Raw genomic sequence first — 13192 nt, 5'->3', positions numbered from 1 at the left:
TCCCGTATCCCATGCCCGACACCTCGACCCCGAAGACAAGGAATTCCATGCTCAATACCTGCCGGGCCCGCGGGTCCCTGCTTGCCGGCGTGCTCGCCGCGACCCTTTCCCTTGCGACCGTCGCTGCCGCCTCCGCGGCGCCGCCGGCCGCCGTGCAGCCGGATGTGGCCCCGGCCGCCGCTCAGGCGCCTCCGGTGCCGCTGCTGTGGAAGGTCTCGGACGAAGACAATTCGCTGTACCTGCTCGGCTCGTTCCACCTGCTGCTGCCGAGCGACTACCCACTCTCGGGCGACGTGGGCCTGGCCTTCGCCGACGCCGAGAAGCTGGTGTTCGAGATCGCGCCGGACGAGCTGGCCTCGCCGCAGCTGGCCTTGCAGATGGGGCAGGCGGCGATGCGCACCGACGGCAGCACGCTCGACGAGGAGCTCGGGCCGGAGCTGGCCGCGAAGCTCGCGGCCTGGGGCAGGGTCAATGCCGCGCAGCTTGCCGCGGGCGGCATGACGGTGGAGGTGCTGCAGCGTTTCGAACCCTGGTTTGTCGGCATGATGGTGACGATCAACCAGATGACCGGGCTCGGCTTCGACCCCGCGCTCGGGCTCGACGCGCACATGGGCGCGCTGGCGGAGGCGGCGCAGAAGCCGGTGGCCGGACTTGAGACCGGTGCCCGGCAGATCGCCTTCCTGGACGGCATGGACGCGGGCGAACAGCTGCAGATGCTCGAGCAGGCGCTTGGACAGGCGGAGGCCGGCGCAGAACAGATGCTCGCCCTGCACGGCGCGTGGCGGTCGGGTGACACGCAGGCGATCATCGACGGCACCATCACCGAGATGCGCCGCGATTTCCCGGCGCTCTACCAGGTGATCAACGTCGAGCGCAACGATGCCTGGGTTCCGATGCTGGAGGCGCGCCTGCGCGAGGACGGCAGCGACGACAGCCTGGTGGTGGTCGGCGCAATGCACCTGCTGGGCGAGGACGGCGTGGTCGAGAAGCTGCGCGCGAAAGGCTATGCGGTCGAGCGCGTGTGCGCGGCGTGCGTCCGGCCGTGAGCGGGGATCCGCGTGCGCGCTACCACGAGGCGATCGATGCCCTGAACCGCGGCGACTGGGCCAGGGCGCAGTCGCTGGCGATGGCGCTGCTGCGCGAGGTGCCGCCGCATGCGGGCGTGTGCTTCGTGGCCGGCGTCGCCGCCCGCGAACAGCTGCAGATCCCGCTGGCGATCGAGCTGCTGGAGCAGGCGGTCCGCATCAATCCCGGGCGCCCGGACTACTTCGCGCAGCTGGCGCGCGCGCTGGCCCAGGCCAGCGAGCCCACGCGCGCGCACGAGGCCGCCGAGCGCGGCGCGGCGCTTCCGGGAGCCGATGCGACCACGCTCGACGCCCTTGGCCTTGCCTACACCGCCACCCACGACTATGTCCGGGCCGCGGAAATGTTCAGGCGCGCGGCGGAGATGCTGCCGGACTCGGCGCGCTTCCAGTACAACCACGCCACGGCCCTGATACATGCCGGTGATACCGACGCCGCGGAACGGGCGCTCGACGCCTGCCTGCGCATCGACCCGACCTATTGGAAGGCCTACCTCTCGCGCGCGCAACTGCGGCGCCACTCGCCCGAGGACAACCATATCGCCGGGCTCGAACACGTCCGCGAAGGGCTTGGCGACGACGCGATGGCGATCCTGTGCGTGGATCTGGCCCTGTCCAGGGAGCTCGAGGACTGCGGCCGGCACGAGGAGGCGTTCGAGCGCCTGGTCTCGGGCAAGCGCGCCTGGCGAAGGCAGTCGCCGGCCTACACCAGCGCCAGCGACGAGGCCCTGTTCCAGGCGCTGGTCGACGCCTGTCCGCCGCCTCCCGCCGATGGTGGCTGCGACAGCGACGCGCCGATCTTCGTCATCGGCCTGCCACGCTCGGGAACGACGCTCGTCGAGCGCGTGCTCAGCAGCCATTCGCAGGTGCACGCGGCCGGGGAGCTGCAGAACTTCAGCGTCGCGCTCAAGCGCGCGACCGGAAGCCGGACGCCGCCGGTGCTGGACCTGGACGTGGTCGAGCGCAGCCGCGGCGGCCTGGACTGGAAGGCACTGGGCGAGGCCTACCTGGCCAGCACGCGGCCCGGGACGGCGGCTGCGCCGCGCTTTGTCGACAAGCTCCCGCACAACTTCCTCTATGCCGGCTGCATCGCCGCGGCGCTGCCCAGGGCGCGGATCATCTGCCTGCGCCGGAACCCGATGGACAGCGTGCTCGGCAACTTCAGGCAGCTGTTCGCGCTCGGGTCGCCGATGTACGAGTATTCCTTCGACCTTCTGGACACGGCGCGCTACTACGTCCTGTTCGACCGGATGATGCGCAGCTGGCAGGAGCGCCTGCCGGGGCGGATCCTGGAAGTGTCGTACGAGAACCTGGTGGACGACTTCGAGCCCGGCGCGCGGCGCCTGGTCGACTTCTGCGGCCTGCATTGGGAAGACGCCTGCCTGCGGTTCGAGGAGAACCCGGCACCGGTGGCCACGGCCAGTGCCACGCAGGTGCGCGAGCCGGTCAACCGGCGCGCGATCGGTCGCTGGAGACGCTACGAGCGCGAGCTTCAGCCGGTCCGCGAGCTGCTGGAGGCCGCCGGCATCGCCGTCGACGACTGAGCCGGCAGCATCACGATGCAGTCCACCGGACAGGCCGGCACGCACAGCCGGCACCCGGTGCACAGCGGCTCAAGCACCACGTGCATCCGCTTGCTGCCGCCGATGATCGCATCGACCGGGCAGGCCTGGATGCACTTGGTGCAGCCGATGCAGTCGGCCTCGACCACGAGCGCGAGCTCGGGCGGGCGGTGCTCGCCCAGGCTGCGGTCGTAGGGCAGGGGCGGGACACCGAGCAGCCTCGCCAACGCCCGTGCGCCGGCATCGCCCCCCGGCGGGCAGCGATCCACGCCGGACCCGCCGGCGGCCATGGCCTCGGCATAGGGCCGGCAGCCGGCGTAGCCGCATTGGCCGCACTGGGTCTGCGGAAGCAGGCGGTCGAGGCGTTCGACCAGGGCGTCTTCGCGGCGGGCGCCCATGGCGGGCTCAGCGCACCGGCATCCCGGGCCGGGCCGCGGCGTCGGCGCCCAGCAGCGCCAGCTCGCCGCCGTCGAAGCCGGCGGACAGGACCATGCCCTCGCTCAGGCCGAAACGCATCTTGCGCGGCGCCAGGTTGGCGATGAACACGACCTTGCGCCCGACCAGGGCGGCCGGCTCGCCGTAGCTGGCGCGGATGCCGGAGAAGATCTGGCGCGTGCCCAGCTCGCCGGCGTCGAGCTCGAAGCGCAGCAGCTTGTCCGAGCCGTCCACGAAGTCGCAGGCGACGACCTGGCCGATGCGCAGGTCGAGCTTCGCGAAGTCGTCGATGGTGATGGTCGGCGACGCGGCCTCGCCGTCCGCCGCGGTTGCCGGCGCAGCGGCCGGCATGGACCGTGCAGCGGCCGCGGCACCGGGCGGGGCCTTCCCCTCCGCTGGGGCGGCACCTGTCGCGGCGGCGTCGCGGGGCTTGAGGTCGTCCTTGCTGGATTCGATCATGGCGTTGACCTGCTTCGGGTCGATGCGGGTGAACAGCGGCTGGTAGGCGCGGATGCGATGCGCGAGCAGGGGCGCATCGAGGTCTTCCCAACGCGCCAGCGGCGCATCAAGGAAGTCCGCGACCTGCGAGGCCATCGCCGGCAGCACAGGCTGCAGCGCACCGGCGAGCACCCGGAACAGGTTCAGGCCCTGCGTGCAGACTTCCTGCAGCTCGGCGTCGGCGCCGTCCTGCTTCGCGATCACCCAGGGCTTGCGCTCGTCGATCCAGCGGTTGGCCTCGTCGGCCAGCGCCATCACCTGGCGCAGTACGCTGGCGGGCTCGTTGCATTCATAGGCCTCGCGCACCGGCGCCAGCGCGGCCACGAAGCGCGCGTACATGTCCGGCTCCGGCAGCCTGCCGGCGAGCATGCCGTCGAAGCGCTTGCCGATGAAGCCGGCGCAGCGGCTGGCAAGGTTCACGAACTTGCCGACGATGTCCGAATTCACCCGGGCCACGAAGTCGGCGAGGTTGAGGTCGATGTCCTCGACGCCGCCCCCGGACTTGGCCGCGAAGTAGTAGCGCAGGGCCTCGGCCGGCAGGCCGGCATCAAGCCAGCTGCGGGCCATCACGAAGGTGCCGCGCGACTTCGACATCTTCGCGCCGTCGACGGTCAGGTAGCCGTTGACGTGCAGGCGCGTCGGCGCGCGATGGCCGCTGCCGTGCAGCACCGCGGGCCAGAACAGGCCGTGGAAATTGATGATGTCCTTGCCGATGAAGTGGTGCATTTCGGCTTGGCTGCCGGGCGCGGTGAACGCTGCGTAGTCCAGGCCCTCGCGTTCGCACAGCGCCTGGAAGCTCGCCAGGTAGCCGATCGGCGCGTCGATCCAGACATACAGGTACTTGCCCGGATGGCCCGGGATCTCGAAGCCGAAGTAGGGCGCGTCGCGGGAGATGTCCCAGGCGCGCAGGCCGCCTTCGCCGTCGACCCATTCCAGCAGCTTGGCCTTGACCCCCGGCACCGCGACGTCGCCGGCCAGCCACTCGCGCAGGAAGGCCTCGAAATGGCCGACTTCGAAGAAGAAGTGCTCGCTGTCGCGCATCTCCGGGGTCGCGCCGCTGACCACCGAATACGGCTCCAGCAGTTCCGTGGGCGAGTACGTGGCGCCACAGTGCTCGCAGTTGTCGCCGTACTGGTCGGCGGTGCCGCAGCGCGGGCAGCGGCCCTTGACGTAGCGGTCGGGCAGGAACATGCCCTTGGCCGGGTCGTAAAGCTGGGCGACCGAACGCCTGGTGACGTGGCCGGCGGCTTCGAGCCGCGTGTAGATGGCCTCGGTGAGCGCCCGGTTGCGCGCGGAGTGGGTGGAATCGTAGTTGTCGAAGGCGACGCCGAAGTCGGCGAAGTCGCGCTCGTGCCCGGCCTGGATGCCGGCGACGAAAGCCTCCGGCGTGGTCCCGGCCTTCTCGGCGGCCAGCATGATCGGCGTGCCGTGGGTGTCGTCGGCGCAGACGTAATGCACGGTGCCGCCGGCCATGCGCCGCGCGCGTACCCAGACGTCGGCCTGCACGTAGCCGACCAGGTGGCCGATGTGCAGGGGACCGTTGGCATAGGGCAGGGCGTTGGTGACCAGTGCGGGGCGTGACATGGCGTGGCTGCGTGCGGAAGGACGCGGATTATCGCATGCCGGCCTGGAGCGTCCCGCGCGCGTCAGGCCGGGAAACGACGGGGCCCGGCGCTGGCCGGGCCCCTCGTGCGTCTGGACGGGAACGCAGAACCTAGATCCGTTCCCAGACCTGCGACTTGCAGAAGAAAGCCACGCAGCCCGACACCTTGAGCTTCGTGCCGTTCTCCATCAGCTCCATCTTCGACTTGTAGACCTTGCCCTCGTCCGGCTTGAGGATGGTGCCACCCGACCAGGCGGAACCGTCGGCCTTCATGCCGCGGATGATCTCCATGCCGGTGATCGGCTTGCCCTTGCGGTCGTCCTTGCACTTGTCGCAGGCGGGATTGGGCTTGCTGGGGTCGATGAGTTCGACGATGCGGCCGCTGAACGTGCCGTTCGCGGCCTGGCTGATCTCGACGATCGATTTCGCCTTGTTGGTCTCGTCGTCGATGGTCTTCCAGCGCCCGGTGGGCGACGAAGCCTGTGCGAAGGCGAGCGTGGGCAGCACGAGGAGCAGGGGCAGGACGGCTTGCATCAGGCGCATTTCAGGACTCCGGGACAGGGACCGACGAAAGTGGTGGGCCGTCGGCCGCAACGCGCCGGACAGCCAGCCGCCACGATACCCGCCCCGCCCCGGAAAGAAAAAGGGCCCCGGTTTCCCGGGGCCCTCCGTGTTGCGGCAGAGGCTTCCTGGCCGGATCAGCGGCCGAAGAGGTAACGCGCCTCCAGGTAGTACGCACGGCCATAGACGTTCCACACCGAGCTGTTGTACGGCGCGCCCGAGGTGTTCGGGAACGAGTCGTCGACGGGCGGCATGTCGTTGAACAGGTTGTTGACCAGCAGCGAGAAGCTGATGTTCTCCAGCGGCGACCAGCTGAACGTGGCGTTGTAGGTCGTGAAGGAGCCGATCTTGTGCGACAGCTCCTCGTCGTAGCCGTCGATCACGCGGGCGCGGTAGTTCGGAGTCGAGCCGGTCCAGTTGGCGTACAGCGTGGACGAGAAGTTGTTCTTCATCCAGGTCACCGACGCGTCGGCCTTGCGCTGCGGGTCCGAGGTCCACCACGGGCTGCGCAGCATGTCGACCATCGGGTCTTCCGCGTACTGCTGGTATTCGTGGTTCAACTTCTGCGTGTAGTTGGCACGGAGGTTGAACTCGCCCACCACGCCCGCGTCGACGGCGTAGTTGATGCCGGCGGTGAGGGCCTCGAGCGTCTGGCGCGACACGTTGACCTTCGGGGTGTAGATCTCGTTCACGTTGCCCGTGGCGCCGCGCGTGATCTGCGAGAGGGTCATCTGGCAGAGCATCGAGTTGATGTCCGCCAGACCCGTGAGGCAGCGGTATTCCTGCAGCATCAGGGCGTCGGGGCTCTGCTGGGTGACCTCGTCCTCGATGTCCCAGCTGTGGTAGTCGAGGCTGACCGACATGCGGTCGATCGGCGCCCACACCACGCCGGCGCTCCAGACGTCGGCATTGATCGGGTCGAGCTCGGTGCTGCCTTCCTGGACGCCGAAGACCTGGCGGTTGCCGTAGGCGGCGGGGCAGTTCGTCGTGCTACCCGGCTCGAAGCCCAGGAGCGAGCAGTTGTAGTAGTCGGTGACGAAGGTGTAGTAGCCGCTTTCGCCCTGGTAGAGGTCGGACAGGGTGGGGGAGCGGAACGCGGTGCCGTACTTGCCGCGGAGCAGCAGGGTGTCACTCGGGCGCCACTCCAGGCCCAGGCTGTAGGTCGGCTTGTCGATCGTGCGGCCGGAGGCCTTGAACGAGTCGTAGCGACCCGCCAGGGTGACGGTCAGCGGCTCGAGCACCGGCATGCGCAGCTCGCTCACCACGGCGTAGCGGTCGCGGTCGCCGCCGCCGGCCACGGCGGTGGTGCCCCAGATGTCGCCATTCAGATAGCCCGGATGCGGATCGTAGCTCCAGGACTGCTGGCCGTACTCCAGCGCCACGGCCAGGCCGGCGTCGCCGCCCGGCATGCCGAACAGGCTGGCGTTGGTGACCTGGGCGCGGATCATCTCGTCTTCGGTCTTGCTGCGCGACACGGCGTAGCCGGTCATCGCGGCGAAGTCCTCGGGCGAGATCGGCTGGTAGAACGCCGCGTAGTCCGGCTCGAAGATCGGATAGGCGCCGAACAGCGGATCCCAGCCCAGCTGCGGGCCGAGGACGCGCTCCTGGAAGTAGTCGTTCATCGCGTCGGCCCAGCGGACCCAGCCATGCTCGTTGAGCTCGTAGTCGGTGCGGGTGTAGCCGATGTCGTAGTCCCAGGCGGAGTCGCCGAAGGTGCCGTTCACGCCGAACGTGATGCGCATGGACTCGCTCTTGTCGCGCTGCATCGTGTTCTCGTAGCCGCCCTGGCCCATGTCTTCGGGGGCGAAGGAGCGCTGCAGGCCGAGGAGCGAGCCGGGGGGGAGTGCGGCAAGGCAGGCCGGATCCGGGTCTTCGCCGCAGAAATAGCCGCCGTACGCGTCGGCGATGTCATTGCCCACGCGCGGGTCGAAGTAGTAGCCCCATCCGGGGCCGGTGCCCCACCAGGTGTAGTTCGAGCCGACGTGGTACTTCACCGTCTCGCGGCTGTACAGCGCGCTGGCGTACAGCTGGGTGGAATCGTTGATGTCGAAGGTCAGGTTGCCGTAGGCCTGGGTGGCTTCCTTCGAGTTGAGCAGGGTGCGGTAGCCGGGGCTGTTGTACGAGCCGCAGTAATAGCCGTCGCCGAAGCCGGGACGCTCGGCCAGGCCCTCTCCGCCGTCGAACAGGTGTTCGACGTTCGCGCAGTTGTTCGGGTCCAGCCACTTGTAGCTGGTGAAGGGGCTGTGGACCAGGAAGTCGCGGCTCGCCGGGCGGGCGCCCTGGCCACCGTCGAAGTAGGTCTTGGTCATGTCGCGGTCGTAGCCCCAGATCGCGCCACGCTCTTCGTACTGGGCGCCAAGCAGGACGTTCAGGCGGTCCTCGGCGGCGGAGAAACCGGTGGCGACGCTGGCGCGGAAGCTGTTGCCGCCGCCTTCGCTGTAGCCGCCGCCGCGGATGTTCAGCGCCACGCCTTCCATGCGCTTCTTCAGGATGACGTTGATCACGCCGGCGATCGCGTCCGAGCCGTACAGCGAGGACTGGCCGCCGGGCAGGATCTCGATGCGCTCGATCAGGTCGATCGGAATGCCGCTGATGTTGTTGAAGGTGTCGGAGCCGTTGTACAGCGCCGGATAGTTGGCCATCGGGCGGCCGTCGATCAGGTACTTCACGTAGCCCGGGGGCAGGCCGAACAGGCTGACCGTCTCCGCGCCCTGCGTGAACGACGCCGACGACTGCGCGCCCTGCACGCCGCCGGTGGCGAACGAGCTCTTCTGCAGCACGTCGGACACGCTGGTGAAGCCGCGCGCCTGGATGTCCGCGGCGGTGATCACCGTGACCGGAGTGAACGTCTCGATTTCGGTCTGCGGGATCAGCGAGCCGGTCACGGTGACGCGGTCAAGCGTCGTGGCGCTGCTGGAGGTGGTGGTGCTCTCGTCCTCGGTGGCCTCCTGGGCCATCGCGAGGCCGGTGACGGACATCGACAGCGCGGCGACGAGCGCCATGCTGAGCGAATTGGGCTTGAGGCCGGTTCGGCGCTGTTGAGTCATTCTGATCCCCTGCATTTGGACGTTGATGCTCTGAAGAGCTGGTCGTATTGAAAAGCCTTTCCGATTGCGCGCCGTTGCCTCTCCTTCCCGGGGACAACGGTCATCGGAACTTAACATGCACTTAACCGCATTGCCATATAGCCGTGGCGCACCATCCGGCAGCCCCCGGCGGCCGATTCACCTGCGGATTAGCGATCCCGGAACCATTGGCGCAAGCTATGCGTCCATCGCTGGTTCCAGATCGCAGGAGACGCCGTGTTGTTCTCAGACAAGCGCCCGGACGCCGTTGCCCGGGTAGCGGCCCGCGCCGTGCAGGGCACCCTGAAGCCGCTGCCGCGGGTCCGCAACATCATCGCCATCGGCTCGGGCAAGGGCGGGGTGGGCAAGTCCACCACCGCGGTGAACCTGGCCCTCGCGCTGGCCGGCGATGGCGCCCGGGTCGGCATCCTCGACGCCGACGTGTACGGCCCCAGCATCCCGACCATGCTCGGCCTGTCGGGGCGCCCCGAGAGCCCGGACAACAAGTCGATCCTGCCCATGCGCGCCCACGGCATCGAAGCCATGTCGATCGGGCTGCTGGTCGAACAGGACACGCCGATGATCTGGCGCGGGCCGATGGCGACCTCGGCCCTGACCCAGCTGCTCAACGACACCCTGTGGGGTGGTGACGAGGGCCTGGACTACCTCATCGTTGACCTGCCGCCGGGCACCGGCGACATCCAGCTGACCCTGGCGCAGAAGATCCCGGTGGCGGGCGCGGTGATTGTCACCACGCCGCAGGACGTGGCTACCCTGGACGCGCGCAAGGGGCTGAAGATGTTCGAGAAGGTCGAGGTCGCGGTGCTGGGCCTGGTCGAGAACATGGCCGTGCACGTGTGTTCCAGCTGCGGGCATGCCGAGCACGTGTTCGGCGAGGGCGGGGGCGCGCGCATGGCGGAGCAGTACTGCGTGCCGCTGCTGGGCTCGCTGCCGCTCGAGCGCGCCATCCGCGAGCACGGCGACGCGGGCACGCCGGTGGTGCTTGCGGCGCCGGATTCGCCGGCGGCCGCGGCCTACCGCGCGCTTGCCGCCAACCTTGTCGCGGAGCTGGCCAAGCGCCCGCGCGCGCCGGCCGCGATCTCGGCCTCGCTGCTTTAGCCCGGCGTCCGGCAGCCCGCGGCAGCGGGTGCCGGGCCGGTCGCCATTCCATACAATCGCGGCTCATGCCCGCGGCGCACCGCCGCCCGGGCGCCGCATCCGGGAGCCGCATGAGCATCAAGTCCGACCGCTGGATCCGCCGCATGGTCGCGGAACAGAACATGATCGAGCCCTTCGAGCCCGGCCAGGTCAAGTTCGCCGACAAGGGCGGCGCCAGCGCCGAGCGCATCGTCAGCTACGGCACCTCGAGCTACGGCTACGACGTGCGCTGCTCGCGCGAGTTCAAGGTGTTCACCAACATCAACTCGACCATCGTCGACCCCAAGCACTTCGACCCGAAGAGCTTCGTCGACATCGATGCCGACGAATGCATCATCCCGCCGAACTCGTTCGCGCTGGCGCGTACCGTGGAGTACTTCCGCATTCCGCGCGACACGCTGGTGGTCTGCCTGGGCAAGAGCACGTACGCCCGCTGCGGGATCATCGTCAACGTGACCCCGCTGGAGCCGGAGTGGGAGGGCCACGTCACGCTTGAATTCAGCAACACCACGCCGCTGCCGGCGCGGATCTACGCCAACGAGGGCGTGGCCCAGATGCTGTTCTTCCAGGCCGCGGCCGACGACGTCTGCGAAACCTCGTACCGCGATCGCGGCGGCAAGTACCAGGGCCAGACCGGGGTCACCCTGCCGCGGACCTGAACGGGTTCAGGACGCCAGCGCCGCCTGCAGCTCGCGCACGCGGCCGACCAGGGCCTCGGGCGCATAGGGCCGCGAGGCCACGCGGCCCCAGACCGGCGCAGGCCACGCCGGATCGTGCTCGAAGCGGGCGATCACGTGCACGTGCAGCTGTGGCACCAGGTTGCCGAGCGCCGCGACGTTGAGCTTGTGCGGCTGGAACACATCCAGCAGCAGCTGTTCGCAGCGGGTGATCTCTTCGACCAGGTCCTTGCGCTGCCCCGGGTCGAGGTCCAGCAGCTCGCGTGCGCCGGCCACCCGCGGCACCAGCACCAGCCAGGGGTAGTTGCTGTCGTCCATCAGCTGCAGGTCGCACAGGGCCAGGCCGGCCAGCGGATGGCTGTCGGCGGCGAGCTGTGGATGCAGGGCGTAGGGCTCGTGCTGTGGTGACCTGTGCCTGGGCATGGTGGCTCCTTCGATGGCCGGCGGCGGGCGCGAACGCACGCGGCGGGAGGTCGGCCCCCGGGTCGATTCTAGCCCCCCGCTATAATCGCCGCGCGAAGACCCCGCATCCTCCCGTCCGCCGTCCCGCGGACCCTTTCCCGAGCCACCCCAGCGCATGACCGACACCACTTCCCCGACCGCCCCGCGCGTGGGCTTCGTCAGCCTCGGCTGCCCGAAGGCCCTGGTCGACTCCGAGCGCATCCTCACCCAGCTCCGGGTCGAGGGCTACGCGCTGTCGCCGAACTACGATGATGCCGACGTGGTGGTGGTCAACACCTGCGGCTTCATCGACTCCGCCGTGGCCGAGTCGCTGGATGCGATCGGCGAGGCCATGGCCGAGAACGGCAAGGTGATCGTGACCGGCTGCCTGGGCAAGCGCGCGGACGTGATCCGCGAGGCGCACCCGGGCGTGCTCTCGATCAGCGGCCCGCAGGACTACGCCAGCGTGATGGCCGCGGTGCACACCGCGCTGCCGCCGCGGCACGACCCCTTCGTCGACCTGGTGCCGGCGCCACGCCTGTCCGGCGAGGACTACGCCGCGGGCATCAAGCTGACGCCGAAGCACTACGCCTACCTGAAGATTTCCGAAGGCTGCAACCATCGCTGCAGCTTCTGCATCATCCCCTCGATGCGCGGTGACCTGGTGTCGCGCCCGGTCGACGAAGTGCTGCGCGAGGCCGAGCGCCTGGTGCACGGCGGGGTGCGCGAACTGCTGGTGGTGTCGCAGGACACCTCGGCCTACGGCGTCGACCTGCGCTACGCCGAGCGCACGTGGCGGGGCAAGGCCTACCAGACCCGGATGAAGGCGCTGTGCGAAGGCCTGTCCGAGCTCGACGCCTGGGTGCGGCTGCACTATGTCTATCCGTACCCGCACGTCGACGGCATCATCGAGCTGATGACGCAGCACAAGGCCGACGGCCAGCCGCGGCTGCTGCCCTACCTCGACATCCCCTTCCAGCACGCCAGCCCGCGCATCCTGAAGCTGATGAAGCGTCCGGGTGCTGTCGAACGGACGCTCGAACGCGTGCAGTCCTGGCGTGCCGCCTGCCCGGAGCTCACCGTGCGTTCGACGTTCATCGTCGGCTTCCCGGGCGAGACCGAGGCCGAGTTCGAGTCCCTGCTCGATTTCCTGGACGAGGCCCAGCTCGACCGCGTCGGCGCCTTCGCGTACTCGCCGGTGGAGGGTGCGGCCGCGAACGCGCTGCCCGATCCGGTGCCCGATGAGGTGAAGCAGGAGCGGCTGGCGCGTTTCATGGCGCGCCAGGCGGATATTTCCGCCGCGCGGCTGGAGGCCAAGGTCGGCACCGTGCAGCGCTGCATCGTCGACGCCATCGACGGTGATCTCGCGATCGCCCGCTCGATGGCCGACGCCCCGGAGATCGACGGCCTGGTGCAGGTGCAGGACGGGCGCGAGGCGGGGCTGGTACCGGGCGAGTTCGCCGACATCCGCATCATGGGCAGCGACGAGCACGACCTCTACGGCGAAGTCGAGTACTGAGCCGCTCCCCAGCTGCCCGGGCTCAGGCCGCGGGGTATTCCACTGACACCACGGCGAACCGGCGCGGCCCGACGGGCAGCTCGACCTCGAGCTCGTCGTCCACGCGCTTCTTCAACAGGGCGCGCGCAAGCGGAGAGTCGATGCTGATCCAGCCCAGCGCGGCGTCGGTCTCGTCGGGGCCGACGATGCGGTAGGTGGCGCATTCGCCGCTTGTGGTGTCCTCGACCCCGACCACGGCCCCGAAGTACACCGCGTCGGGCTCGGACGGCACGGTGTCGACCACCCGCAGCTCCTGCAGCCGCCTGGAAAGGTAGCGCACGCGGCGGTCGATCTCGCCGAGCTGCTTCTTGCGGTAGGTGTACTCGGCGTTCTCGGAGCGGTCGCCCTCCGCGGCCGCGGCCGACAGCGCGCGCACCACCTCGGGCCGGCGCACGCGCCAGAGGTCGTCGAGTTCCGCCTTCAGCCGCGCGTGGCCCTCCGGCGTCACCAGCGCGGTCGATCGTTCCGGCGGTGGGCGCCAGCGCGACATCCGTCCCTCCTGCTTCAGCGCCCGCCGGCTGCCGACGCCAAGGACGGTGCCGTCACCAACGG

11 protein-coding genes are annotated in these 13192 nt (G+C 69.4%); 5 read left to right on the top strand and 6 right to left on the bottom strand.

Features of this window, described 5'->3' with window-relative positions; all coding sequences use genetic code 11:
- Nucleotides 1-47 precede the first annotated feature (47 nt).
- Nucleotides 48-1046, top strand: a complete 999-nt coding sequence (locus WCE39_RS00300; RefSeq protein ID WP_343274714.1) for a TraB/GumN family protein — start codon at nt 48-50, stop codon at nt 1044-1046.
- Nucleotides 1043-2626, top strand: a complete 1584-nt coding sequence (locus WCE39_RS00295) for a tetratricopeptide repeat-containing sulfotransferase family protein (RefSeq protein WP_343274713.1) — start codon at nt 1043-1045, stop codon at nt 2624-2626. The genes WCE39_RS00300 and WCE39_RS00295 overlap by 4 nt, the downstream gene beginning before the upstream one ends.
- Here the strand turns inward: WCE39_RS00295 and rnfB are convergent.
- The 4 genes from rnfB to WCE39_RS00275 form a co-directional block, all read right to left on the bottom strand.
- Nucleotides 2575-3042 carry an Rnf electron transport complex subunit RnfB gene (rnfB, locus tag WCE39_RS00290; protein WP_343274712.1) on the bottom strand — a complete coding sequence of 156 codons (468 nt, stop codon included), beginning with the start codon at nt 3040-3042 and terminating at the stop codon, nt 2575-2577. The genes WCE39_RS00295 and rnfB overlap by 52 nt on opposite strands.
- Nucleotides 3043-3049: 7 nt before the next feature.
- Complete coding sequence (gene metG / locus WCE39_RS00285) at nt 3050-5161, bottom strand: methionine--tRNA ligase (protein WP_343274711.1); 2112 nt, start codon at nt 5159-5161, stop codon at nt 3050-3052.
- Between the two features lie 130 nt (nt 5162-5291).
- Complete coding sequence (locus WCE39_RS00280; protein ID WP_449283959.1) at nt 5292-5723, bottom strand: DUF2147 domain-containing protein; 432 nt, start codon at nt 5721-5723, stop codon at nt 5292-5294.
- Nucleotides 5724-5878: 155 nt separating this feature from the next.
- Nucleotides 5879-8788, bottom strand: coding sequence for a TonB-dependent receptor plug domain-containing protein (locus WCE39_RS00275; RefSeq protein ID WP_343274710.1), 2910 nt, complete (start codon nt 8786-8788; stop codon nt 5879-5881).
- Between the two features lie 258 nt (nt 8789-9046).
- Between WCE39_RS00275 and apbC the strand changes: the two genes are divergently transcribed.
- Both apbC and dcd read left to right on the top strand, forming a co-directional pair.
- Entirely contained in the window at nt 9047-9925 is an 879-nt protein-coding gene (apbC, locus tag WCE39_RS00270) for an iron-sulfur cluster carrier protein ApbC (protein WP_343274857.1), read from the top strand.
- Between the two features lie 110 nt (nt 9926-10035).
- Entirely contained in the window at nt 10036-10623 is a 588-nt protein-coding gene (gene dcd, locus WCE39_RS00265; RefSeq protein WP_343274709.1) for a dCTP deaminase, read from the top strand.
- A gap of 6 nt (nt 10624-10629) precedes the next feature.
- Here dcd and WCE39_RS00260 read toward each other — a convergent pair whose 3' ends face one another.
- Complete coding sequence (locus tag WCE39_RS00260) at nt 10630-11064, bottom strand: HIT family protein (protein ID WP_343274708.1); 435 nt, start codon at nt 11062-11064, stop codon at nt 10630-10632.
- A gap of 154 nt (nt 11065-11218) precedes the next feature.
- On the opposite strand from WCE39_RS00260, the gene rimO reads away from it, so the two are divergent.
- On the top strand, nt 11219-12601 hold the full coding sequence (gene rimO / locus WCE39_RS00255; protein ID WP_343274707.1) for a 30S ribosomal protein S12 methylthiotransferase RimO: 1383 nt from the start codon (nt 11219-11221) through the stop codon (nt 12599-12601).
- 22 nt (nt 12602-12623) lie between these two features.
- Here rimO and greB read toward each other — a convergent pair whose 3' ends face one another.
- The gene (gene greB / locus WCE39_RS00250) at nt 12624-13130 is read right to left on the bottom strand and encodes a transcription elongation factor GreB (protein WP_343274706.1); all 507 of its coding nucleotides are present in this window, start codon (nt 13128-13130) and stop codon (nt 12624-12626) included.
- Nucleotides 13131-13192: the final 62 nt, after the last annotated feature.

Origin of the sequence: Luteimonas yanweni, assembly GCF_039548475.1 — a bacterium.
Taxonomy (GTDB): domain Bacteria; phylum Pseudomonadota; class Gammaproteobacteria; order Xanthomonadales; family Xanthomonadaceae; genus Luteimonas.
Note: the sequence above shows the minus strand (reverse complement) of the source record. Positions and strands in the feature narration are given on the sequence as shown.

Bases quoted from the DNA above. Each gene is read 5' to 3' on its own strand.
- WCE39_RS00275 (WP_343274710.1), bottom strand. From the start codon at position 8,788: ATGACTCAACAGCGCCGAACCGGCCTCAAGCCCAATTCGCTCAGCATG.
- metG (WP_343274711.1), bottom strand. From the start codon at position 5,161: ATGTCACGCCCCGCACTGGTCACCAACGCCCTGCCCTATGCCAACGGT.
- WCE39_RS00280 (WP_449283959.1), bottom strand. From the start codon at position 5,723: ATGCGCCTGATGCAAGCCGTCCTGCCCCTGCTCCTCGTGCTGCCCACG.
- WCE39_RS00300 (WP_343274714.1), top strand. From the start codon at position 48: ATGCTCAATACCTGCCGGGCCCGCGGGTCCCTGCTTGCCGGCGTGCTC.
- dcd (WP_343274709.1), top strand. From the start codon at position 10,036: ATGAGCATCAAGTCCGACCGCTGGATCCGCCGCATGGTCGCGGAACAG.
- WCE39_RS00260 (WP_343274708.1), bottom strand. From the start codon at position 11,064: ATGCCCAGGCACAGGTCACCACAGCACGAGCCCTACGCCCTGCATCCA.
- rnfB (WP_343274712.1), bottom strand. From the start codon at position 3,042: ATGGGCGCCCGCCGCGAAGACGCCCTGGTCGAACGCCTCGACCGCCTG.
- greB (WP_343274706.1), bottom strand. From the start codon at position 13,130: ATGTCGCGCTGGCGCCCACCGCCGGAACGATCGACCGCGCTGGTGACG.
- rimO (WP_343274707.1), top strand. From the start codon at position 11,219: ATGACCGACACCACTTCCCCGACCGCCCCGCGCGTGGGCTTCGTCAGC.